The 24,829-nt window shown below is 55.7% G+C and carries 19 protein-coding genes; 13 read left to right on the top strand and 6 right to left on the bottom strand.

The features are described 5' to 3' along the window. Positions 1–234 carry a DUF3820 family protein gene (locus BLU64_RS07075; protein ID WP_026741801.1) on the top strand — a complete coding sequence of 78 codons (234 nt, stop codon included), beginning with the start codon at positions 1–3 and terminating at the stop codon, positions 232–234. Between the two features lie 23 nt (positions 235–257). Here the strand turns inward: BLU64_RS07075 and BLU64_RS07070 are convergent, their stop codons facing one another. The 4 genes from BLU64_RS07070 to barA form a co-directional block, all read right to left on the bottom strand. After that, positions 258–524 (bottom strand): FlxA-like family protein, encoded by a 267-nt coding sequence (locus BLU64_RS07070; RefSeq protein WP_244888415.1) that lies wholly within the window; start codon positions 522–524, stop codon positions 258–260. Positions 525–900: 376 nt separating this feature from the next. After that, positions 901–1,272, bottom strand: coding sequence for a FlxA-like family protein (locus BLU64_RS07065; RefSeq protein ID WP_026741803.1), 372 nt, complete (start codon positions 1,270–1,272; stop codon positions 901–903). Between the two features lie 158 nt (positions 1,273–1,430). After that, positions 1,431–2,966, bottom strand: a complete 1,536-nt coding sequence (locus tag BLU64_RS07060) for a methyl-accepting chemotaxis protein (protein WP_074728234.1) — start codon at positions 2,964–2,966, stop codon at positions 1,431–1,433. Between the two features lie 433 nt (positions 2,967–3,399). Next, the gene (gene barA / locus BLU64_RS07055) at positions 3,400–6,150 is read right to left on the bottom strand and encodes a two-component sensor histidine kinase BarA (RefSeq protein ID WP_026741805.1); all 2,751 of its coding nucleotides are present in this window, start codon (positions 6,148–6,150) and stop codon (positions 3,400–3,402) included. Between the two features lie 61 nt (positions 6,151–6,211). On the opposite strand from barA, the gene rlmD reads away from it, so the two are divergent. The 5 genes from rlmD (at position 6,212) to eno (ending at position 13,890) form a co-directional block, all read left to right on the top strand. Continuing rightward, on the top strand, positions 6,212–7,540 hold the full coding sequence (rlmD, locus tag BLU64_RS07050; protein WP_026741806.1) for a 23S rRNA (uracil(1939)-C(5))-methyltransferase RlmD: 1,329 nt from the start codon (positions 6,212–6,214) through the stop codon (positions 7,538–7,540). Between the two features lie 15 nt (positions 7,541–7,555). Beyond that, positions 7,556–9,787 (top strand): GTP diphosphokinase, encoded by a 2,232-nt coding sequence (gene relA, locus BLU64_RS07045; RefSeq protein ID WP_074728232.1) that lies wholly within the window; start codon positions 7,556–7,558, stop codon positions 9,785–9,787. Between the two features lie 64 nt (positions 9,788–9,851). After that, on the top strand, positions 9,852–10,646 hold the full coding sequence (gene mazG / locus BLU64_RS07040) for a nucleoside triphosphate pyrophosphohydrolase (RefSeq protein ID WP_026741808.1): 795 nt from the start codon (positions 9,852–9,854) through the stop codon (positions 10,644–10,646). Between the two features lie 224 nt (positions 10,647–10,870). Beyond that, positions 10,871–12,508, top strand: coding sequence for a glutamine hydrolyzing CTP synthase (gene pyrG / locus BLU64_RS07030; RefSeq protein WP_026741809.1), 1,638 nt, complete (start codon positions 10,871–10,873; stop codon positions 12,506–12,508). Positions 12,509–12,588: 80 nt separating this feature from the next. Beyond that, entirely contained in the window at positions 12,589–13,890 is a 1,302-nt protein-coding gene (eno, locus tag BLU64_RS07025; protein ID WP_026741810.1) for a phosphopyruvate hydratase, read from the top strand. Between the two features lie 299 nt (positions 13,891–14,189). On the opposite strand, the gene BLU64_RS07020 is transcribed toward eno, so the two are convergent. Next, positions 14,190–15,176 (bottom strand): MBL fold metallo-hydrolase, encoded by a 987-nt coding sequence (locus BLU64_RS07020; RefSeq protein ID WP_026741811.1) that lies wholly within the window; start codon positions 15,174–15,176, stop codon positions 14,190–14,192. 181 nt (positions 15,177–15,357) lie between these two features. Between BLU64_RS07020 and queE the strand changes: the two genes are divergently transcribed. After that, on the top strand, positions 15,358–16,029 hold the full coding sequence (gene queE, locus BLU64_RS07015; protein ID WP_026741812.1) for a 7-carboxy-7-deazaguanine synthase QueE: 672 nt from the start codon (positions 15,358–15,360) through the stop codon (positions 16,027–16,029). 39 nt (positions 16,030–16,068) lie between these two features. Here queE and queD read toward each other — a convergent pair whose 3' ends face one another. Then, complete coding sequence (queD, locus tag BLU64_RS07010; RefSeq protein WP_026741813.1) at positions 16,069–16,437, bottom strand: 6-carboxytetrahydropterin synthase QueD; 369 nt, start codon at positions 16,435–16,437, stop codon at positions 16,069–16,071. Positions 16,438–16,786: 349 nt separating this feature from the next. On the opposite strand from queD, the gene cysJ reads away from it, so the two are divergent. The 6 genes from cysJ (at position 16,787) to cysD (ending at position 24,828) form a co-directional block, all read left to right on the top strand. Then, on the top strand, positions 16,787–18,604 hold the full coding sequence (cysJ, locus tag BLU64_RS07005) for an NADPH-dependent assimilatory sulfite reductase flavoprotein subunit (RefSeq protein ID WP_074728230.1): 1,818 nt from the start codon (positions 16,787–16,789) through the stop codon (positions 18,602–18,604). Then, entirely contained in the window at positions 18,604–20,319 is a 1,716-nt protein-coding gene (gene cysI / locus BLU64_RS07000; RefSeq protein WP_074728229.1) for an assimilatory sulfite reductase (NADPH) hemoprotein subunit, read from the top strand. Before cysJ ends, cysI begins: the two co-directional genes overlap by 1 nt. 12 nt (positions 20,320–20,331) lie before the next feature. After that, positions 20,332–21,066: a phosphoadenylyl-sulfate reductase gene (locus BLU64_RS06995; protein WP_074728227.1), complete on the top strand. Its 735-nt coding sequence runs from the start codon at positions 20,332–20,334 to the stop codon at positions 21,064–21,066. Positions 21,067–21,291: 225 nt separating this feature from the next. After that, on the top strand, positions 21,292–22,326 hold the full coding sequence (locus tag BLU64_RS06990) for a hypothetical protein (RefSeq protein WP_036152425.1): 1,035 nt from the start codon (positions 21,292–21,294) through the stop codon (positions 22,324–22,326). Positions 22,327–22,486: 160 nt separating this feature from the next. Further along, the gene (cysG, locus tag BLU64_RS06985; protein ID WP_026741817.1) at positions 22,487–23,908 is read left to right on the top strand and encodes a siroheme synthase CysG; all 1,422 of its coding nucleotides are present in this window, start codon (positions 22,487–22,489) and stop codon (positions 23,906–23,908) included. 11 nt (positions 23,909–23,919) lie between these two features. Next, the gene (cysD, locus tag BLU64_RS06980; protein WP_026741818.1) at positions 23,920–24,828 is read left to right on the top strand and encodes a sulfate adenylyltransferase subunit CysD; all 909 of its coding nucleotides are present in this window, start codon (positions 23,920–23,922) and stop codon (positions 24,826–24,828) included. Position 24,829 lies beyond the last annotated feature (1 nt).

The raw sequence follows: 24,829 nt of genomic DNA, 5'->3' as shown, positions 1-24,829 counted from the left end.
ATGGAAAAAGCCGACCTGCTGGCGATAGCCAACACGACGATGCCGTTCGGTAAATACAAAGGCCGGGCGCTGATCGATCTGCCGGAAGAGTATCTGCTGTGGTTCGCACGTAAAGAGGTGTTTCCCGAAGGGCGTTTAGGCGAGCTGCTGCAACTGACGATGGTGATCAAAATGGAAGGCTTGCAGGGGTTAATCAAACCCCTGAAAGACGCCTCAAGCGGTCGGTCTGGCTGACCGGCTCGTTCTTTTTCCGACCCTTACACGTAGACGTTAATCTGGTTGTCGGCGGTAGGACGATTAATGCCGTCCGCCAATGCCGAGAAACTAGGTGTCTGCGTGCTGCTGTTGCTGGAATAACCTTGCGTCTGCGAAGATTGCTGCTGAGAAACCTGGGCAGCGAGCGCCTGAATCTGCGCTTCAATCATCTGAATCTGCATCTGCGCGTTGGGGTCTTCACCGCCGCTGGACGTGACCTGACTCAGTTGTTGGGTCAACTGCTGTATCTGCTGTTGCAACCGGGCAATCCTTTGTGTGTTATCACGGTTGCTGGACGAATCGCTGAATGATGTCGACGATATTGCGCTGATTGCGGCCATGATGTCTTCCTCCATTGGTCAGCCTGGGCAGGCTATGGAGCAATTATAAAACAGGTGAGTTAGGCGAATATTTAGCACTTTGTCTGAAAAAACGCAGAATTTTTCTTCAAAGCGTGGGGAAAGCGTAAAGAGGTGCTTCATGTCGTGATGGGGCGGCGTTCTGGCCGGCGCGGTGTAAACGACGATATGCTCTGGGCTTCCGGGGGACGGCGGTCAGCGCGTAGGAAATACGGTCGGGCGCCAAGGCCCGGCCGTGGATCACACTCCAGTATGACGCGAAAAGCGCCAGTCTGGCGGAGAACCCTCAGATATAGACATCAATCTGGTGGGTGTCGGTTGGCTGATTGACGCCTTCCTTTTTGCTGCTGGAATTTGACGCATTGCTGGTTTCAGCGACGCTCTGCTGCTGCTGGCTTTTCTGCGCCTGCGCCATTTGCTCCTGAGCCTGTTGGGTCTGGAGCTGCTCAATCTGAGCTTCAATCATCTCAATCTGTGCCTGCAACATCTGCGTTTGAGTGGCTTTCGTCTCTTCATCCGCATTCGAATTGGACACATCCTTCAACTGCTCGGTGGTTTTTTCCAGTTTCTGATTGAGCTGGTTAATTTTCTGCGTGTAGTTGGTCGAGCCGCCAGATGAACTGCTGCTGACGGAAGACACTGAGCTAATACTTGTCATTTTTGCTCCTTCATCGTTGTGTCATGCCATGATACTCATCCCTTACCCTGTGCCAACGTACGCAGAGGGTAAGATCTCATTGTCGGCGAATTATTAAAATCTTTTAATGCTAGTTCAGTATAAAACATTCACTATTATGCTCGCCGGTTCCCTTCGCGTTAGCGCCCATAGACGTTGACCGCTTCCGTCAGGCGTACAGCCTGCTGCTTCAACCCTGTCGCCACGCTGGACGATTGGGTGACCATCTCGCTGTTACTCTGCGTCATTTGCTCGATCTGGGCGATGGAGTCGTTGATCAACGTGAGCGCTGACGTCTGTTCCTGCGTGGCGAGACCGATCTCGTGGATGAGGCCGCTGACCTTTCCGACATGTTCCACAATGCTTGAGATGTGCTGGTCGGCCTTTTCTACCAGGTGACTGCCGCTTTGAACGCTGGCGACGTTATCGTCAATCAAGGCCTTAATCTCTTTGGCGGCGGAAGCCGAATTTTGCGCCAGCTGCCGGACTTCGGCGGCGACGACCGCGAAACCCTTACCTTGTTCGCCCGCGCGGGCTGCTTCCACTGCGGCGTTAAGAGCCAGAATGTTGGTCTGGAACGCGATGTTGTCGATGACGGCAATGATCTCCACCACCTTTGCACTTGCCGCGTTAATCGCATTCATCATCTCGACGGTCTGCCGCATGATGTCGCCGCCCTGCTGTGCCGCCTGAGTGGCGTCGTCGGTCAGCTGGATTGCGTTCGCCGCCGTTTCGGCGCTTTGGTGGACGGCTGAGGTGATCTCTTCGATCGCTGCCGCCGTTTGCTGCAGGTTGCCCGCCGTCTCTTCCGTGCGTTGGCTCAGGTCGATGTTGCCAGCCGCCAACTGCTCGCTGACGCTTTTCATGCCCGCCACCTGAGTACTGACGTCGTCGACCAGCGAGTTCAGATTGAGCGAGAATTGATTGACCACTCGCAGCAGCATGCCGATTTCATCCACGCGGTTGAACCGCAACGCATCGACTTTTCTGCCTGAAACGACGCGCTGAGCCTGACGGAGTAGGGTCTGCAGCGGGCGGGCGATTTGCTGCTGTAAAAAGACGTCTAGCAACAGCAGGGTCAGCAGCGAAGAGAAAGTTTGCGAGAGAATGCCGGCGCCGGACAGGGAAAAAAGAAAAGGAATTATGCCGCCTGCCAATATGGCGCAGCGCAGACGCCAGCGTACTGGCATTTTTTGAAATAGGGAGAAAACGGAGAACAGGCCGGTTCTGACCACCAGCCCTTTATAGAATTTGCGGCGACCGGCTTGCTGTTTGATGACCGCGTCATAGAACGCCGCCGCGGCTTTAACTTCTTCAGCTTCCGGTGGATTACGAACGGAAATATAGCCAGAAAGTTCATCATTATGATAAACCGGCGTGACGTTGGCGCGTACCCAATAATAATCACCGTTTCTGCGGCGATTTTTTACCATGCCAGTCCAGCTGTCTCCCTGTTGCAGGGTATACCACATGTCTGCAAAGGCTGCGGGAGGCATATCCGGATGACGGACAATATTATGGGGTTGGCCCACCAGCTCTTCGGCGTCAAATCCGCTGACCCGAATAAAGGCCGAATTGGCATAGGTAATATGGCTTTTGATGTCAGTCGTTGACATTAACGTGATATCCGCGCTTAGCGAATATTCTTGTTGGGTGACAGGTGTATTAACCCTCATAACAAAACCCCGAGTGTGTGTCGTCGTAAAAGAAATAAATGAAAAATAACTAACCGATTGAATAAGAATGTTTATTAAAAGAGTGGCGTTTTATTATTATCAGTGGTCGTTTGGAAATAGGAATTATTTATATAAGACAAATTCCGTCTATTCGGGGGTATTTCCACCAGGCTGGGGATTATCCGGTAACGGGGGGTATTGTCAATTTATTCGTGATATCAGAATGTAGGTAATACTCATTCTCGCGATAATGATTATTTAAACTATAAAGTCATTTGATGAATTTAAATAAGCTAAAAAGAAATTAGAATTTGTTTGAGTTGTTAAAAATATAACGAATCATTTATTTATCCCGCCCAAGGTGTTTACAAAGCAGATAAAATTAAATGACATTAATTCCCCCATTGAGGAGGGAATTAATGAGGACGTTTTGTTAATCGGCAAGGTATTGTCCCGCCGCTTTCTCAACATGAGCCATTTCATCCAGCAGTTCCAGCCACTCCGGCTCTAAGGCTTCTGCTATTACGCCGCGACGCAGCTGCTGTTCCAGATACGCGCAATGTTGTTTGAGACGAGGCACGCCGCTATAGCTACAGCTGCCGTGCAATTTGTGGATGGTTTCCAGCAGCGATGCCTGATGCTGGCCATTCAATTGCGCTTCAATCTGCGGGCGCACCTGGGCCAGGAAATCCAGCAGCATTTTGAGCAAATCGCGAGCCAGTTCCGGCTTGTTGGCGGCCTGCTGTTGTGCCAGCGCCCAGTCCAGCGACGGCGTTTCCTCGGCGGCGTCGACCGGGGTGGCTTCCGGCTCGGGCACGTGCCTGCGCAGCACGCTGTACAGCATCTTTTCATCAATAGGTTTGGACAGATAGTCGTCCATGCCGGACTGAAGAAACTGTTCTCGTTCGCCGTGCATGACCTGCGCCGTGACGGCGATGATTGGCGTGTCTTTATGGTTGGGCAACTGGCGGATTAGCTCGCTGGCATGCAGACCATCCATTCCCGGCATTTGAATATCCATTAGTATTACGTTCAAGTCGTTTTGCCTGGCCTGTTCCACCGACTCCGCGCCGTTTTCGCACAGAATGATGTCGTCCACCAGCTCCTTCAACAGCGTGCCGATCAATTTCAGGTTCGCCAGATTGTCGTCGACCGCCATCACCCGCAGCGGCAGTCGCGGGGTTTCCTGCTTTGGATGAAGTTCCAGCCCAGTCGTGTTCGCGTAGTTGCACTGGAACAGATTGGTGTCTTGCAACAGCGGCAGGAGGCGGGCCGAGGTGATCGGTTTGCTCAGGCAGGCATGAACGCCCAGCGATTTCAGCTGTTCTGCATCCATCTGCGCCAGGCTGGGCAGGGCGAGGATCACGCAGGGCGCGCGACGGCAGAGACTGTGGATCTTGGGGGTGAAATCCAGCAGCGTATTGCGGTAATGGACGGGAATGCCGACCAGTAAAATATCGAATTTTTGCGCTGGCAGTTGTTCGGTCGAGGGGCTGTAGCTGACGGTCAGCGGCGTTCGCCTCAGCACATCCAGCGTCGCCTGCGCGGCCGCCGGGTTGGCTTCGACATAGGCCAGATTTTTCCCTTGCAGCATATCGAAGTAGTTATTGAGCACGGCGGGGTGCGGGTTCAACTGCAGATTCAGCGTACACCAGAAGGTAGACCCCTTATCGGGCACGCTGTGAAAGCGGATATTGCCGCCCATTTCCTGCACGAGCCGCTGGGTGATCACCAGACCCAGTCCCGTTCCGCCATGCCGGCGGGAAATGCTGGTGTCGGCCTGTCGGAAAGCCTGAAACAGCTGGGTTTGCTGTGTTTCATCAATCCCGATGCCGGTATCTTTGATTTGAATTTCCAACTGCGCCTGCTGATGCTGCTGAGAACGTTTTTCCACGCGGATATCAATATTGCCGTGCTCGGTGAACTTAATCGCGTTGCCCAGCAGGTTAGTGACGATTTGCTGGATGCGTAATGGGTCGCCGATAAACTGTTCCGGGACATCGCGCTTGATATTCAGCGTCAGCTCCAGCCCTTTCTCGTGCGCGGTGTGGGCCAGCAATATCACCATTTCATCCAGCGTGTTGTGCAGAGAGAAAGGGATGTGCTCCAGCACCAGCTTGCCGGCCTCCAGTTTGGAGAAGTCCAGCACGTCATTGATGATGTTCAGCAGGTTGTTGGCTGAACGTTCAATGGTGTGCAGGTAGTCTTGCTGTGTAGGCGTCAGCTGCGTTTTCAGCGTTTGTCGGGTAAAGCCGATCACGCCGTTGAGCGGCGTGCGAAGCTCATGCGACATATTAGCGAGAAACTCGGACTTGATGCGGGCGGCTTCCTGAGCGCGTTTCTTGGCTAAATCCAGCTCGACGTTCTGAATTTCCATCTGCTCCAGCGTTTCTCTCAGGTCGTAAGTTGCCTGATCGATATTCTGCTGCATCTCTTCATGATAGGCGGTCAATGACATCGCCATCGAGTTGATGCCGTTTTTCAGCATGTGCAGCTCGCCGAGCATCTTGCCCTCGACGCGGCTGTCCAGCTGGCCCCGGCGAATACGATCGACGGTATCCACCATATTACGGATGGGCGTGGTGACGTCCCGCATCAGGCGATAGGCGAACAGTAGCGCGCACCCCATACTTATCAGTAACAGCAGACCCGCTAGACCAATTTCCCGATACTGCTGTAGTTCGATGTTATCCAAATTTAGGGCGATGGCGACATACCCCACTGGCGCTAAGCGGCTACTACTGGTGGATAGCGACGGGGACAGCGCTTCCTCCGTCAGCAGCGGCATACGCATGATGAAGTGATTGTCCCGTTCGAAAATCTGGAGCGAGTCCGGCACCGGCGATCCTTCCGGCAGCGCCAAAATATTGTTGATATCGCGGGAGTAAGTGCTCACCAGGGGGCGATGATGCGTATCGAAAACGCTGATGGCGCGAACCACATCGGCATGGCGGCGATGCAGCCGGTGTACTAACTGGCGCAGCGTTTCCGGTTGGTGCTGCGCGATGGCGAATGCGCTGTTGATCGCCAGAGGTTCAATAATGCTGCTGCCGGCTTCCGTCAGTTGATCCTGCAACTGATTATAACGGTGAATGATGAAGAAGCCGCTGAGCAGAAGTCCCACCAGCAGCGTGGGCGCCAGAATCAGAATCATCATTCGTGCACGCAGACTGTATTTGGTCATGGGGGTCCAATGTGGGAGAATTGTGGCTGATTAATCCGTTAATACATGACATCACACTTATATGGCGCAATTCTACTCCCCAAAACGGCGTGTGACGACCCGTCAACGCATCACCGTGTCGGTCAACGATCTCGACCCGTTCGGTCAGGGCGTGGCGCGTCATCAGGGGAAAACGATTTTCATCGCTGGCGCGTTGCCGGGGGAACAGGCCGAAGTCCTGGTGACTGAGGATAAGAAACAGTTTGCCCGGGCGAGCCTGAAACTGTTGCTGAGCAAAAGCGAAGATCGTGTCGACCCTCGCTGCCCGCATTTCAACGTCTGCGGGGGGTGTCAGCAGCAGCATGCCAGTCAGGCGCTTCAGGAACGCAGTAAATCCAGCGCTCTAATGCGTCTGATGGCGAGGGAGACCGGGGTCACCGTACCCTCGCCGGATGTGATTAGCGGCCCGGCCTACGCCTACCGACGCCGTGCACGGCTTGGGTTATACTTTCAGGCTAAATCACAGCGATTGCTGATGGGGTATCGTCAGGCGGCTTCGCACGATGTGGTGGAGGTGCGTCACTGCCCGATACTGTGTTCCGAGCTGGAAGCGCTTCTGGCGCCGCTGCACGAGTGCCTTAGCGGTCTACAGGCGAAAAGGCGCCTCGGTCATGTCGAGCTGGTGCTCGCCGACCAAGGGCCGCTGGTGATTTTGCGTCATCTCGACCCGCTTAGCGACGCAGACCGTCAGGCGCTTATCTTACTGGCGCGCGCGCGGTCGATATCGCTGTTTCTTGCTGGTGACACGGACGCCCTTGAGTGTCTGCACGGCGAAATGCCTACGTACCAAATTGACGATCTTTCCCTGGCGTTCAGTCCGCGGGACTTCATTCAGGTGAACGACGTCATCAATCGGAAAATGGTCAGTCAGGCCTTGTCCTGGCTGGATGTGCAGCCGCAGGACCGTGTGCTTGACCTGTTTTGCGGCATGGGCAATTTTACGCTGCCGCTGGCCCGGCGGGCCGCCGAAGTCGTCGGCGTGGAAGGCGTGCCGGCGTTGGTGGCCAAGGGACAGGAAAATGCCCGACGCAACGGTTTATCCAACGCCGTGTTCTTTCATCATAACCTGGAAGAGGACGTCACCCGGCAGCCGTGGGCATCGCAGGGGTTCAATAAAATAGTGCTCGATCCGGCCCGCGCCGGCGCGCCGGGCGTTATGTCGCACATTGTGAAACTGGCGCCTGAGCGCGTGGTCTACATATCCTGTAACCCGACCACGCTGGCCCGCGACAGCAAAGTGCTATTGGCGGCCGGCTATCAGCTGGCGCGGATAGCGATGCTGGATATGTTTCCACACACCGGGCATCTTGAATCCATGGCGTTGTTTCTGCCCGGCGCCGGTGGTCGGTAAAGAAAGGGAGAATTTATGGTTGCGGTAAGAAGTGCACATTTAAATACCGATGGCGAATTCGAACCCGATGTGTGGATCGCGTCCTTGGGGATCGCCAACCAGCAGTCATGCGAGCGCCTGAAAGACACCTGGCGCTATTGTGAACAGCAGACGCAAGATCATCAGGATGCGATGTTGCTGTTGTGGCGCGGCATCGAAATGGTCGAGATCCTCTCCACGCTGAGTATGGATAACGACAGCCTGCGGGCGGCCATGCTGTTCCCGCTGGTCAATGCGGATGTCGTAGACGAAGAGACGCTGAAAGAGGCGTTCGGTCAGAATATCGCTAATCTGGTGCACGGCGTCAGGGATATGGATGCGATACGTCAGCTCAAGGCCACGCAGCACGACTCCGTCGCGTCGGAGCAGGTGGATAATATCCGGCGGATGCTGCTGGCGATGGTGGAAGATTTCCGCTGCGTCGTCATCAAGCTGGCGGAGCGTATCGCCCACCTGCGCGAAGTTAAGGATGCCCCTGAAGAAGAGCGGGTACTGGCGGCGAAAGAGTGCACCAACATCTATGCGCCTCTGGCGAACCGCCTGGGCATCGGTCAACTGAAGTGGGAGCTGGAAGATTTCTGTTTCCGCTATCTGCACCCCGAAGAGTACAAACGCATTGCCAGCCTGTTGCATGAGCGGCGCATCGATCGCGAACAGTATATCGACGACTTCGTGACCAACCTGCGTCAGGCGATGGAGAAGGACGGGCTTAAGGCCGAAGTGTACGGTCGTCCGAAACATATCTACAGCATCTGGCGCAAGATGCAGAAAAAATCGCTGTCCTTCGACGAGCTGTTCGACGTCCGCGCCGTGCGGATCGTGGTTGAACGTTTACAGGATTGCTACGGCGCGCTCGGGATTGTGCATACTCACTATCGTCATCTGCCGGACGAATTCGACGACTATGTCGCGAACCCGAAGCCGAACGGCTACCAGTCTATCCATACCGTAGTGCTGGGGCCGCGCGGTAAAACGCTGGAGATCCAAATCCGTACCCGCGAAATGCATGAGAACTCGGAACTGGGCGTCGCCGCGCACTGGAAGTATAAAGAAGGCGCATCGACCACCAGCCGCTCTGGTTACGAAGGGCGTATCGCCTGGCTGCGTAAGCTGCTGGCCTGGCAGGAGGAGATGGCGGATTCGGACGAAATGCTGGACGAGGTCCGCAGCCAGGTCTTCGACGACCGCGTCTACGTGTTTACGCCGAAAGGCGATGTCATTGATTTGCCGACCGGTTCCACGCCACTGGACTTCGCTTATCATATCCACAGCGACATCGGACATCGTTGCATTGGCGCCAAGGTCGGCGGCCGCATCGTACCATTTACTTATCAGTTGCAGATGGGCGACCAGATCGAAGTCATTACTCAGAAGCAGCCTAACCCCAGCCGGGACTGGCTGAATCCTAATCTGGGCTATGTCACCACCAGCCGCGGGCGTTCCAAGATCCACAACTGGTTCCGGAAACAGGATCGCGATAAAAATATCCTGGCGGGCAAACAGATCCTCGACAACGAGTTGGAAAATCTGGGCCTCAGCCAGAAGATGGCCGAAAAACTGCTGTTACCGCGTTACAACATCAATTCGATGGATGAGTTTCTGGCTGGGATCGGCGGCGGCGATATTCGCCTGAATCAGGTCGTCAACTTTTTGCAGTCCAAGGTCAATCAGCCGAGCGCCGAAGAACAGGATCGCGAGGCGTTGCGGCAACTGACCCAGAAGACCCCGGCGCCGGCGCGCGCCAGCAAAGACAACGGGCGCGTTGTGGTGGAAGGCGTCGGTAATTTGATGCATCACATCGCACGCTGCTGTCAGCCGATTCCGGGCGACGACATCGTTGGCTTCATCACCAAAGGGCGCGGGATCTCTATCCATCGGGCTGACTGTGAACAGCTGGACGAACTGCGTAGCCATGCGCCGGAGCGTATGGTGGATGCGGTCTGGGGGGAAAGCTACTCCAGCGGATATTCGCTGGTGGTGCGTGTGACCGCCAACGACCGCAGCGGTCTGCTTCGCGATATCACAACGATTCTCGCCAACGAGAAAGTTAACGTGCTTGGCGTCTCCAGCCGCAGCGACGTCAAACAGCAGCTCGCGACGATCGATATGGAAATCGAGATCTACAACCTGCAGGTGCTGGGCCGGGTACTGGCCAAGCTAAATCAGCTCCCTGACGTCATTGACGCGCGTCGTCAGCAGGGCAACTGAGCCGCAGTCCGATAATCTGGGCGGGCCGGGTTGCCCGCCTATTCAGCATTAACCAGGAAACGTTATGTCCTCATCCATCTCCCGACTGCTCACTATCATGATGCAACTGCGCGACCCGCAAAGCGGCTGCCCGTGGGATAGCAAACAAACTTTCGATTCGATAGTGCCTTATACGCTGGAAGAAACCTATGAAGTGCTGGATGCTATTCGCCGTAAGGATTTCGACGATTTGCGCGGCGAGCTAGGCGATCTGCTGTATCAGGTCGTGTTTTACGCCCAGATGGCTCAGGAACAGGGACTGTTCGACTTTTCCGACGTCTGCGACGCCATCAGCGACAAGCTGGAGCGGCGTCATCCGCATATTTTCGCCGGGGCCGATGCGCCGAACGCCGCCGACGCGCTGAAAAGTTGGGAGCAGACCAAGTCCAGGGAGAGAGCCGAAAAGGCACTCCACTCGCAGGTCGATGATATCCCGGAAGCGTTGCCAGCGCTGATGCAGGCGCAAAAAATTCAGCAGCGCTGCTCGGCGGTGGGGTTTGACTGGAAAACGCTGGGACCTGTCGTGGACAAGCTGTACGAAGAAATCGACGAGGTGATGTTCGAGGCGAAGCAGGCGGTGGTGGATCAGGAACGCCTGGGTGAAGAGCTGGGCGATATGTTCTTCGCCGCCGTCAATCTTTCACGACATTTAGGTCATAAGGCGGAAATCACGCTGCAGGACGCAAATCGTAAATTCTGTCGCCGTTTTCGTCAGGTAGAGCAAATCATTAGCGAAAAAGGGAAAACACTTCCCGAAGCCAGCCTTGAGGAAATGGAGGCTGCCTGGCAGCAGGTAAAATGTGAAGAAAAAAGGCATTAAGGGGTTTTAGGTCTGAAATGGCTGATAATTCATATATTTTGTTTTATCAGTATGATTTTTCAGGAAGATGTTTCGCCGCGATTTCGCAAGGTCGCGGCGGCCACGGACAGGATGGGTATCCGATGTTAGGCAAAACGAACATTTGTGGCGCCCATCAGGTTCCGGTATACTACTTTCCCGTCTTGGTCTTCCATCATCCTTAAACCTAAACTCTCAGGTTCAGCATGACAACTAATTATATTTTTGTGACCGGCGGGGTCGTATCCTCTCTGGGTAAAGGCATTGCCGCAGCCTCTCTGGCGGCTATTCTCGAAGCCCGCGGCCTCAACGTGACCATCATGAAACTGGACCCGTATATCAATGTGGATCCAGGGACAATGAGTCCTACGCAGCACGGTGAAGTGTTCGTCACCGAAGATGGCGCCGAAACCGATCTCGACCTGGGCCACTACGAGCGTTTTATTCGCACTAAAATGACGCGCCGCAATAACTTCACCACCGGACGGATCTATTCTGACGTCCTGCGCAAAGAGCGCCGTGGTGATTATCTGGGTGCGACCATTCAGGTTATCCCCCATATCACCAACGCGATCAAAGAGCGCATCATCGAAGGCGGCGAAGGCCACGATGTGGTGCTGGTCGAAATCGGCGGTACGGTTGGCGATATTGAATCGCTGCCGTTCCTTGAAGCGATTCGTCAGATGGCAGTGGAAGTCGGTCGTGAACACACCCTGTTTATGCACCTGACGCTGGTGCCTTATCTGGCCGCCGCAGGCGAGGTGAAAACCAAGCCGACGCAGCACTCGGTGAAGGAACTGCTGTCCATCGGGATTCAGCCGGATGTGCTGATTTGTCGTTCCGATCGTACCGTACCCGCGAACGAGCGCGCAAAAATTGCATTATTCTGCAATGTGCCGGAAAAAGCGGTGATATCTCTTAAAGACATTGATTCTATTTATAAAATTCCGTCGCTATTGAAATCGCAGGGCCTGGACGATTATATTTGTAAACGATTCAGCTTGGAGTGCCCGGAAGCGAACCTGTCAGAATGGGAACAGGTTGTTTACGAAGAAGCCAACCCGGGCGGCGAAGTGACTATCGGTATGATCGGCAAGTACGTTGAACTGCCGGATGCCTACAAGTCCGTCGTCGAAGCGCTGAAGCACGGCGGTTTGAAAAATCGTCTGACCGTGAACATCAAGTTCATCGACTCGCAGGATGTAGAAAGCCGCGGCGTCGAAGTCCTGAAAGATTTAGACGCTATCTTGGTGCCGGGTGGTTTCGGCTACCGCGGCGTGGAAGGCAAGATCATGGCGGCGCGATATGCTCGCGAGAACAAGATCCCTTACCTGGGCATCTGTCTCGGCATGCAGGTCGCACTGATGGAGTTTTCCCGTAACGTCGTCGGCATGGAAGGCGCGAACTCCACCGAGTTTGTCCCTGACTGCAAATACCCGGTTGTGGCGCTGATCACCGAATGGCGCGATGCCGAAGGCAACCTGGAAGTGCGTAGCGAAGAGAGCGACCTCGGCGGTACAATGCGCGTCGGCGGACAGGAATGCCACTTGACCGAAGGCAGCCTGGTTCGGAGCCTGTATGGCGAGCCGACGATCATTGAGCGTCATCGTCATCGTTATGAAGTCAACAACATGTTGTTGAAACAGATTGAAGCGGCGGGATTACGTGTTGCTGGTTATTCCGCCGACCGTCGACTGGTAGAGATTGTTGAGATCCCTGATCATCCGTGGTTCGTCGCTTGTCAGTTCCATCCGGAATTCACGTCCACGCCGCGTGACGGGCATCCGCTGTTCGCCGGCTTTGTGAAAGCCGCGGGAGCGTACCAGAAACGTCAGGAAAAATAGGGTTTTGTCAGCAACGCGCGTCCAGAGGTCGCGCGTTGTTCGTCTGAGGTTTTAGTTTAACTTGTACTGAGGAAAATCTAATGTCCAAAATTGTTAAAGTCATTGGCCGTGAAATCATCGACTCACGCGGAAATCCGACCGTTGAGGCTGAAGTTCACCTGGAAGGTGGTTTCGTAGGTCTGGCTGCTGCACCGTCAGGTGCTTCCACCGGTTCCCGCGAAGCGCTGGAACTGCGTGATGGCGACAAATCTCGTTTCCTGGGTAAAGGCGTGACCAAAGCTGTTGCTGCTGTTAACGGCCCGATCGCACAGGCTGTTCTGGGCAAAGATGCCAAAGATCAGGCTAACATCGACCAGATCATGATCGACCTGGACGGCACTGAAAACAAATCCAAATTCGGCGCTAACGCAATCCTGGCCGTTTCTCTGGCTTCTGCTAAAGCTGCCGCCGCTTCTAAAGGCCTGCCGCTGTACGCGCACATCGCTGAACTGAACGGCACCCCGGGTCAGTACTCCATGCCGCTGCCGATGATGAACATCATCAATGGTGGTGAGCACGCTGACAACAACGTCGACATCCAGGAATTCATGATTCAGCCTGTTGGCGCGAAAACCGTTAAAGAAGCCGTCCGTATGGGTTCAGAAGTGTTCCACAACCTGGCTAAAGTTCTGAAAGCCAAGGGTATGAACACTGCAGTCGGCGACGAAGGTGGCTATGCACCGAACCTGGAATCCAACGCTGCTGCGCTGGCTGCCATCAAAGAAGCCGTAGAAAAAGCAGGTTACGTTCTGGGTAAAGACGTGACTCTGGCTATGGACTGTGCCGCTTCCGAGTTCTACAACAACGAAACAGGCAACTACGAACTGAAAGGCGAAGGCAAAACCTTCACCTCTCAGGAATTCACTCACTACCTGGAAGAACTGACCAAACAGTATCCGATCGTGTCCATCGAAGATGGCCTGAACGAATCTGACTGGGAAGGTTTTGCATACCAGACTAAAGTTCTGGGCGACAAAATCCAGCTGGTGGGCGACGACCTGTTCGTTACCAACACCAAGATCCTGAAAGAAGGTATCGACAAAGGCATCGCTAACTCCATCCTGATCAAATTCAACCAGATTGGTTCTCTGACCGAAACGCTGGCTGCAATCAAGATGGCGAAAGACGCTGGCTACACTGCCGTTATCTCTCACCGTTCTGGTGAAACTGAAGATGCGACCATCGCTGACCTGGCGGTAGGTACTGCAGCTGGCCAGATCAAAACGGGTTCCATGAGCCGTTCTGACCGTGTAGCTAAATACAACCAGCTGATTCGTATCGAAGAAGCGCTGGGTGCTAAAGCGCCGTTCAACGGTCTGAAAGAAGTGAAAGGCCAGGCTTAATCGCCTCCTTTTCTTCTCTGGAGTCTGATGCGGAATCGCATTCAGACTCCGGTGGGATTGAATACAAATCCGGAAGCGCATCATGCGCCTCCGGATTTTTTTTACCCGTCTCTTAAGCCCGACTCACCAAGCGACTTTCCGTCGATCTTAATTTCTAAACTAATACCTGATCGGGTAGATCGCTCTGAATATGTCGCTGGCCGTTGTTGTGATGGAGTCAGCCGCGACGAGTGAGCGAAAATGAAGGGATAAAGCGGAGGAAGGAACAGGGAGAACGTTCCCCCTGCCGTAGATCTTTTTTACTGCGCAGCCAGCCCTGACAGGCTGTAGTTGGCCGGAACCCAGCGATAGCCGTTTGGCTGGCCGTCACTGTCTTTCAGCACTTTGACGTGGCCGAGACCAGGGAAGCTGATATGCGCGCCTGCGACCCAGTAGCCTTTGTCAGCGGCATCCGCCAGAATGGACGCGCGATTTTTCGCTGCGGTATCCATATCCGAGTCGAAGTTGATCGTGGTGGCCGGCAAAGGGAACTGAACGGCGGCGGCATGGATGATGTCGCCCCATACCAAGAGCTTGGCGCCCTCGCTATCGACCCACATCCCCGAGTGGCCCGGCGTATGTCCTGACAGCGGCAGGGCGGTGATCCCCGGTACGATCCGATCGTTGCCGCTATATACCTTCATTTTCTTCGCGGCATTAATCACCTGGAACGTATTCTGAGCCAGCTGAAAATTGGCTTTGCCGTCGGCTGGCGCCTTTTGCAGGTTCGCTTCACTCAGCCAGTAATCTCTATCGGCTTTGCTGATGTAGACCGCCGCGTTAGGGAAAGTCGGCTTACCGTTAGTTAGCAGACCGCCGATGTGATCGCCGTGCAAATGGGTCAGGATCACAGTATCGACCTGATCCGGTCGATAACCCGCGGCTTTCAAATTACTCAGAAGACGACCTACCGGCGCGCCCGGTTTTTCGCCGTTACCGGTATCGATCAGAACCAGATTTTTGCCGGTGTTGATCAGGAAGGTATTAATGGAGGTTTCAACGGCGGATGCGTCCAGCTCGTCATCCGCCAGACGTTGTTTAATGATGTCAGCCGGAGTGCGAGCCAGCAGTGTTCCCATCGGCATCGTAAATGTGCCATCTGAAAGCGCGGTCACCTCAAATTGTCCCACCATCAGACGGTAGTAGCCCGGCTGGGTTTTTACCTGCGGGACGGCCTGAGCGTTCACCACCACGGGAACGGCGAACAGCGTCATTAAACACAACGTCAGAGATTTCAGCGAACTCATGTCTTTCGTTCCTTGTCGTTTTCAGGTTTTGATGGATCAAGCCTAGCACTAAATAGCGATCATTAATCGGTCGTGAGTCATGACTCAATCAAAACCTATCGGGCTAATGACGACAGTTGTTTGGCGACTCATCGGCGATCTGCGATAATGACTTTTTACACAACCGCTACAGTGGAAAAACATGCAGTACCCGATTAATGAAATGTTCCAGACCTTACAGGGAGAGGGCTATTTTACCGGCGTTCCCGCGGTGTTTATCCGTTTACAGGGATGCCCGGTGGGGTGCAGCTGGTGTGACACCAAACATACCTGGGAGAAGCGTCCGGAGCGGGAAATCCCGCTTAAGCAGATCGTTGATAAAACGACGGAAAGCGATGCCTGGGGATCGGCCAGCGTGGAGGATATCGTTGGTCACATGATGCGGTTGGGCTATACCGCTCGGCATGTGGTCATTACCGGCGGAGAGCCTTGCATCCACGACCTGACGACGTTGACTCAGCGACTGGAAGCGCTGGGCTTCAGCACACAAATCGAAACCAGCGGGACGCACGAAATCCGCTGCTCAACCGACTGCTGGGTCACGGTCTCGCCAAAGGTGAATATGCGCGGCGGCATGGTCGTTATCGATCAGGCGCTGCAACGGTCGGATGAAATTAAACATCCGGTGGCGCGGGAGCGTGATATCGAAACGTTGGATGCGCTGTTGAACCGGTTGGATGATGATAAGGCGCGGGTCATTGCGTTACAGCCTATCAGCCAGAAAGAAGAAGCGACTCGGTTATGCATTGCCACCTGCATAGCGCGCAACTGGCGTTTATCCATGCAGACCCATAAGTATTTAAACATAGCCTGACGACGACCTGACCGGTGCGTCCGTGCTGGTCAGGCGCGACTACTTATCCTCTCCCCGATACACACAACCCGCCGTACAAGTTTCTTTAACCCGGACAGCGGTCAAAAGCGGCAGTATCGGTTTCAGTCTTTGCCAAATCCACTGAGCCAGAATTTCACTGGTGGGATTTTCCAACCCAGGAATTTCGTTCAGATAGTGGTGGTCCAACTGCTCCCAGATCGGACGAGAGATGGCTTTCAGTTCGGCAAAATCCATCACCCAGCCGGTATAGGCATCGACTTCGCCGGTAATTTCCAGTCGAACCATAAATGAGTGGCCATGCAGGCGGCCACATTTGTGTCCGTCTGGAACATGGGGAAGCCGATGAGCGGCTTCAAACTGAAAATCTTTAAACAGCATGGTTGGCATGACGGTGAATCTCTTATGACCTGAAAAAACCGACGCATACTACCGGAAAGTGCGCCTTTGCGCTATTTTCCGCCGCAAAGAAGCGTAAATGGTAATTTTTATCATTTAAATATTGAGGGTGCATGGGGGTTTTTATCCTTTTAAAACATATGATTATTTCAACTCGCAGCCTTTATCGCTTTTTGTGGTAATGGGTATATAAAAAACCCTTTAGTCATTTTGGTTATTTGATATTTCCATCATTTCTTTAATTGTTAAGATGGGGGTCGCTACCTTAATAGCCCATTCATTTTTTACCGCAGTAGATTGGCATTGGCTTCAGCGACCTGAACAAGGAAAAAGTATCACAATGACAAATCCGGTTTCTCCGACTTCGCTGCTCCCTCTGAGCGCGGAGCAACTTGCGCGCCTGCAGGCGTCAACCGGTGATTTCTCACCCACCCAGCTCGCCTGGCTATCCGGTTATTTCTGGGGGATCTCTCAACAGCCCGCCGGCGTTTCAACCGGCGCTGCCGCGGCGGCCAGCGCTCCCCCCGCCGCTCCTTCAGCCATCACGCTGATCTCTGCGTCTCAGACGGGGAATGCGCGGCGGGTCGCCGAACAGGCGCGCGACGACCTGCTGGCGGCGGGATTGCCGGTCACGCTCGTCAACGCGGGCGACTACAAATTTAAGCAAATCGCTCAGGAAAAACTGCTGGTCCTTGTGACATCGACGCAGGGAGAGGGAGAACCGCCGGAAGAAGCTGTGGCGTTACACAAATATCTTTTCTCCAAGAAAGCGCCAACCTTGAACGACGCGGCTTTTGCGGTCTTTGGTCTCGGGGACTCGTCATACGAATTCTTCTGCAAGGCAGGCAAGGATTTCGACAGCCGCCTGGCTGAACTGGGCGCGGAACGCCTGTTGGACCGGGTAGATGCCGACGTGGCGTTCCAGCCCGACGCGGAGCAGTGGCGGCAACGGCTGACGGAAGCGCTGAAATCTCGCCATCAGGCGCAGGATGCGGCTGCCGTTCAGACGGCGGCGGTGGGCGCGGTGGATGAGATAACGGCGAGCCCGTACGGCAAAGAAACGCCTTATACCGCCGCGCTGTCGGTCAATCAAAAGATCACCGGCCGCGGCTCGGACAAAGACGTGCGTCATCTGGAAATCGATCTGGGCGAGTCGGGTCTGCGTTACCGTCCCGGCGATGCGCTGGGCGTGTGGTATGAGAATGACCCCGCGCTAGTCGAAGAACTGCTGGGACTGCTGAAGTTAAAAGGGGATGAAACGGTGACGGTGTCCGGTAAGACTCTGACGCTCACCGATGCCCTACAACGACATTTGGAGCTGACGCAAAACACGGCGCCGCTGGTGGAGAAATATGCCGGGTTGTCGGGGGATGAAGCCCTTCAGGGACGGGTCGGAGACAAATCTGCGTTGCAGCGGTACGCGCAGCAGACGCCATTGGTAGATATGGTGCGCTCGGCGCCCGCCGAACTGACCCCGGAACAGCTGGTCGGCTGGTTGCGTCCGCTGACGCCGAGGCTGTACTCCATCGCCTCATCGCAGGAAGAGGTCGACAATGAGGTGCATATCACCGTCGGCGTCGTGCGCTATACCTACGAAGGGCGCGAGCGCACCGGCGGCGCCTCGGGCTTCCTGGCAGACCGGCTGGAAGAAGACGGCGAAGTGCGGGTTTTTATCGAGCACAACGACAATTTCCGCCTGCCTGCGGACGCGAACACGCCGGTCATTATGATCGGGCCGGGGACGGGCATTGCACCGTTCCGCGCCTTTATGCAGCAGCGTGAAGCGGAAGGCGCCGAGGGGAAAAACTGGCTGTTCTTCGGCAATCCGCACTTTGTGGAAGATTTCCTGTATCAGGTGGAGTGGCAGCGTTACGTTAAAGACGGGCTGCTGACACACATCGATCTGGCCTGGTCGCGCGATCAGGAGCACAAAATTTACGTTCAGGATCGCATCCGTGAGAAGAGCGCGGAAGTTTGGCGCTGGATCCAGGATGGGGCGCATATTTACGTATGCGGCGACGCCAACCGCATGGCGAAAGATGTCGAGCAGGCCCTGTTGTCGGTGATTGCTGAGCAGGGCGGGATGGATGCCGAACAGGCGGATGAATTTTTAAGCGAGCTGCGGCTTGAGCGGCGCTATCAGAGAGACGTGTACTAATGAGCGAGAGATATGCGGGTCCGCTGGTGGTAGAAGGCAAACTCACCGATGCGGAACGTCTGAAAAAACAGAGCAACTTCCTGCGCGGCACGATTGCAGACGATCTGAAAGATGGCTTGACCGGTGGCTTTACCGGCGACAACTTTCTGCTGATCCGTTTTCACGGCATGTATCAGCAGGACGACCGCGATATTCGCGCCGAACGTGTCGCGCAGAAGCTGGAGCCGCGTCATGCGATGATGCTACGCTGTCGCCTGCCGGGCGGCGTCATGACCCCGACACAGTGGTTGGCGATCGACGCTTTTGCCAAGGCCAAGACGATCTACGGCAGTATCCGTATTACTAACCGCCAGACGTTCCAGTTTCACGGCATCCTGAAATCCGACCTGAAATCGGCGCATCAGCTGTTGCACGACGTGGGTCTGGATTCACTGGCGACGGCGAACGACGTTAACCGTAACGTGATGTGTACGTCTAACCCTGCCGAGTCCGAGCTGCATCAGCAGGCGTACGACTGGGCGAAGAAGATCTCCGAGCATCTGCTGCCGCGTACCCGCGCTTATGCCGAAATTTGGCTCGATCGGGAAAAGATAGCGACGACGGATGAAGAGCCGATCCTGGGATCGACCTACCTGCCGCGTAAGTTCAAAACTACGGTGGTGATCCCGCCGCAAAACGACGTGGATCTGCATGCGAATGACCTGAACTTTGTCGCCATTGCCGAGAACGGTCGTTTGGTCGGCTTCAACGTGCTGGTGGGCGGCGGTTTGTCCATCGCCCACGGCGACAAGGCGACCTATGCGCGCACCGCCAGCGAGTTCGGCTATATCCCCGTCGAGAAGACGCTGGCCGTAGCGGAAGCGGTAGTCACCACCCAGCGCGACTGGGGAAACCGTACCAACCGTAAGAACGCTAAGACCAAATATACGCTGGAGCGCGTCGGCGTCGACACGTTCAAACAGGAAGTGGAACGTCGGTCCGGCGTAACGTTCGAAGCGATCCGTCCGTATGAATTCACCGGCCGCGGCGACCGTATCGGCTGGGTCAAAGGCATCGATAATAAGTGGCACCTGACGCTGTTTATCGAAAATGGCCGCATCCTCGACTATCCAGGCCGTCCTTTGAAAACGGGACTGAACGAAATCGCGAAAATCCACAAAGGGGATTTCCGTCTGACCGCCAACCAAAACCTGATTGTGGCGGGCGTGGCCACGCGCGATAAAGCGAAAATCGAAGCGCTGGCGCGCGAACACGGGCTGATTGACGATGCGGTCAGCGAGCAGCGTAAAAACTCTATGGCCTGTGTTTCGCTGCCGACCTGTCCGCTGGCAATGGCGGAAGCTGAACGTTTTCTGCCGCAGTTCGTCACAAAAGTAGAACAGATCATGCAGCGGCACGGCGTCGGCGATGAGCACATCGTCCTGCGTGTGACCGGCTGTCCTAATGGCTGCGGACGCTCGCTGCTGGCGGAAATCGGTCTGGTGGGTAAAGCCATCGGCCGTTACAACCTGCATCTTGGCGGCAACCGGGAAGGAACGCGCATTCCGCGTATGTACCGGGAAAATATCACCGAAGCTGACATACTCAGCGAAATCGACCAGTTGGTAGGGCGTTGGGCGCAGGAGCGCGAAGCGGGCGAAGGATTTGGCGATTTCGCCATTCGTGCCCACATCATCAAACCAGTGCTCGACCCCGCTGTCGATTTCTATGACTAAGAGGAGAGCCTGATGTCTGCACTCATTCTGGATGCGCTCAACGCGTTACCGAAGTCGGAACAAGAGGCTGAGCTTGCGGAAATCAACGCCGAGCTGGAAAGCCTTTCCGCCGAAAAACGTACCGCCTGGGCGTTGGAAAACCTGCCGGGCGAATTCGTCCTTACGTCGAGCTTTGGTATTCAGGCAGCGATTTCTTTGCATCTGGTGACTCGGCAGTGTCCGCAGATTCCGGTGATCCTGACGGATACCGGCTACCTGTTCCCGGAAACCTATCAGTTCATCGATAGCCTCACCGACCAGTTGAAGCTGAACCTGAAGGTGTTTCGCGCCGCGCTGTCGCCAGCGTGGCAGGAGGCGCGCTACGGCAAGCTGTGGGAGCAAGGCGTCGAAGGTATCGAACGCTATAACCAGATGAACAAGGTTGAACCGATGAACAGGGCGTTGCAGGAACTTGGCGCGGGGACCTGGTTCGCCGGGCTGCGCCGCGAGCAGTCGAGCAGCCGTGAATCGTTGCCGGTGCTGTCTGTGCAGCGCGGCGTATTCAAATTCCTGCCGATCATCGACTGGGACAACCGACAGGTCTATCAGTACCTGAAGGCCAATGGCCTGAGCTACCATCCGCTGTGGGATCAGGGCTATCTGTCGGTGGGCGATACGCATACCACCCGCAAGTGGGAGCCGGGCATGAGCGAAGAAGAGACGCGCTTCTTCGGTCTGAAGCGCGAGTGCGGCTTGCACGAAGGTTGACCCGCAGCCCCTCTTCCGAGGGGCTTGCTTTTGTAACGACGAGACTTCAACCGCCTGCCGTTTTAGGTTCGACCGACGCCCCCAACCCGATGGGTCGCCCCCTGAGTGTGGGGCCAGCGACTTAGATGCGATGAAATAAAATCATCGGGTAGCGCCGTGATACCCTCGGCGCGGCATGATATTTTTACCGCTGTTGGCTGAATGGTGCGGTGTGTGGTGTCTGAGATGAAGAAAATGTGGTGGCGTGACATCGACGATCGAGAGGGCGTCTGGCAGGGATTAGCGTTGGAAAGTCCTCCTGGCCAGCGTCCGGCCGGAGAACTGCAATTGCGCGTAGGCGCACAGGGAAGGGCACAGGGGGTCTGCGGAGATGAAACTTTATTCTGGGCGGTGATAGCGCCGAACGGCGCCGCGGCCAGCGTGCTTTGTCCTCGCAGAGACATCCGCCAGCGATCGTTGCTCCCTCCTATCCGCTCCGCCGACGTGATGCGGGCCGAGGCCTTGCAGACGCCCGCCGTGCGTCAGGCATTTTGGTGCCGATTCTTTGCCGAACGACTGCTTTCTTCTTCCCCAGCGCTGACGAACAGCGGCCAGTGGCTGTTGCGGCCTATGCCGTATGTGGCGCCCGCCGCGCCGCGCGTGGCTCAGCCGCAGCCGATAAACGCGTGGCGGTTTATCTCTCCTCAGGCGGCGGGCGACTATTGTCCTCGTTGGGATCTGTTCGGCGAAGATATCCCGGACCTGACTGCGTCAGACGTCGTGTTTCTTATTGATCGCTGGTGGGAGAGCACGCAGTTACTGCCGCTGTCTGTGGTCGACCCGACCTCGTCGCGGGTGAAGTGGTGGCGGAAGAAGGCACGGGAAGGGGCGTTGCCTCCCATTCTGCTGTGGTTTGTCTCCGGGCTGGGCGCCTATGTGATTTTAGATGGGCATTCGCGGTTGCAAGCCGCGCGAGATGAAGGTGTGCCGCCGCTGTTTATCGTGTTGAGCGGCTTATATCATCAACGCTGGAAGCCAGATACAGAACAGCGACAACGGGTGGTTGATGCGCTGGCGCGTCAGCAGCGGTCGAATCCTGCGCTGAATCAGGATGCGATAAACCAGACGTTGATTAATGCTTATGATGACCGTGGCGCGCTGGCCGGAGTGACTTATAGTCGAGTGGCGTCGCTGGGTGATGCTTGGCAACGGGAGGTGAAGGCGTATCTGCTTCAGCATCAGCTGGCGGAACATTTGGGCCGTTTCGATATAACCGATTGAGTCCCAATCCCCCATTTAGGGGCGTGAATACGCTTTTTACCGCTTATCGAGTGCTTCTTTATTCCATTACGGAACTTATCATGCGAATTCGGCATTTCATTACGCTTACCCCCTCGTTTTATAGTCCCATTATCACTTTTTTATCTTAGTAAAGGCATCTGTGAACTATCTCCCTGTATTCGCCGATTTGCGGCAGCGTCCCGTGCTGGTGGTGGGCGGCGGCGAAGTAGCCATGCGTAAAATCACGCTGTTGCTACGGGCGGGCGCAGAGGTCCGGGTGGCGGCGCGTGAGCTGTGCGCCCCGCTTGATGCTTTGCATCAGGCTGGAAAGGTGGTCTGGATTGCCCGTGAGTTCAGTCCCGAACAGCTGGACCCGGTGTTCCTGGTCATTGCCGCCACCGATGATGCTAAGCTCAATGAAACGGTCTCAGAGTCCGCGGATCGTCGTCAGAAACTGGTCAACGTGGTCGACGATCAGCCGAAGTGCTCTTTTATTTTCCCTTCATTGATTGACCGTTCTCCGCTAATGGTGGCGATCTCGTCCAGCGGCACGGCGCCGGTATTGGCGCGCCTGCTGCGCGAAAAGCTGGAGGCGCTACTGCCCTCTCGTTTAGGACAGATGGCCGAGCTGGCGGGCCAATGGCGTACCCGTGTCAAACAGCAACTGCCGACGATGACAGGCCGACGCCGGTTCTGGGAACGCCTGTTCGACAGCCGCTTTGCCTCTCTGGTGACGTCGGGAAAACTGACCGAAGCCGAAGAAACGCTGGAAAAACAGCTGATGGAACCGCAAAGCCCGCAAGGCGAGGTGTCTCTGGTGGGCGCGGGACCGGGCGATGCTGGCCTGCTGACGCTACGCGGTCTACAGGTGATCCAGCAGGCGGATGTCGTGCTGTACGACTATCTGGTGAGCGAGGACGTGCTGGAACTGGTTCGACGTGACGCCGAGATGATTTGCGTGGGCAAACGCGCCAGCGCGCATCTGATGCCGCAGGACGAGATTAACCGGCGGCTGGTGATGTTGGCGCAGCAAGGCAAACGGGTCGTTCGCCTAAAGGGCGGCGATCCGTTTATTTTTGGTCGAGGCGGCGAGGAACTGCAGCACGTGGCCAAGGCGGGCATTCCCTTCCAGGTGGTGCCGGGCGTGACCGCCGCGGCGGGGGTGACCGCGTATGCGGGGATCCCGCTGACCCACCGGGACTATGCGCAAAGCGTGGCCTTCATTACCGGACATCACCGCGTAGACGGCAAAGCGCCGGACTGGTCTACGCTGGCGCGCGAGCGACAAACGCTGGTGATTTACATGGGGACGATGAAAGCCGCGGATATCAGCCGTCAGCTGATTGAAAACGGGCGATCCGCAGAGACGCCGGTCGCCGTGATCAGCCGCGGCACTTGCCGGGATCAGCAGGTGCTGACCGGCATATTGCAACAGTTGGAACCGCTGGCGCAGCAGGCGGCTACACCGGCATTGCTGGTGATTGGCGAGGTGGTGAATTTGCATGAGCAAATCGCCTGGTTTGGAGATCATTCGCGGGTGTCGGCCTCAGAACGTCGGCCAACAGTGGTGAATTTGGCTTAAGGTACGATTTTATGGACGAGAAAAGACTGACGCATCTGCAACAGCTTGAAGCAGAAAGTATTCATATCATTCGCGAAGTCGCGGCGGAGTTCAGTAATCCGGTGATGATGTATTCCATCGGTAAAGACTCCTCGGTCATGCTGCATCTGGCGCGCAAGGCTTTCTATCCCGGCACGCTGCCGTTCCCGCTGCTGCACGTCGATACCGGCTGGAAGTTTCGCGAAATGTACGAATTTCGTGACCGGACGGCCAAGGCTTACGGCTGCGAACTGCTGGTACACCGCAACCCGGAAGGGGTCGCGATGGGGATCAACCCGTTTGTGCACGGCAGCGCGAAGCATACCGACATCATGAAGACCGAAGGGCTGAAACAGGCGCTGAACAAGTATGGCTTTGATGCCGCCTTCGGCGGGGCGCGGCGCGACGAAGAAAAATCGCGCGCCAAAGAGCGTATCTACTCGTTCCGCGACCGCTTCCATCGCTGGGATCCGAAAAACCAGCGACCCGAGCTATGGCGCAATTACAACGGTCAGATCAACAAGGGTGAAAGCATCCGCGTGTTCCCCCTGTCTAACTGGACGGAGCTGGATATCTGGCAGTACATCTTCCTCGAAAAAATCGACATCGTGCCGCTGTATCTGGCCGCAGAGCGCCCGGTGGTTGAGCGCGACGGTATGCTGATGATGGTTGATGACGACCGCTTCGAGCCGCTGCCGGGTGAAACCATCACCCAGCGCATGGTGCGTTTCCGCACGCTGGGCTGTTGGCCGTTGACAGGCGCGGTCGAGTCGCAGGCGCAGACTCTGCCGGAGATCATCGAAGAAATGTTGGTCTCCACCACCAGTGAGCGTCAGGGACGGATGATCGACCGCGATCAGGCCGGGTCGATGGAGCTGAAAAAGCGTCAGGGATATTTCTGAG

Origin of the sequence: Lonsdalea quercina (assembly GCF_900107885.1) — a bacterium.
Classification (GTDB): Bacteria; Pseudomonadota; Gammaproteobacteria; order Enterobacterales; family Enterobacteriaceae; genus Lonsdalea; species Lonsdalea quercina.
This window is presented reverse-complemented; position numbering and strand designations above follow the sequence as displayed.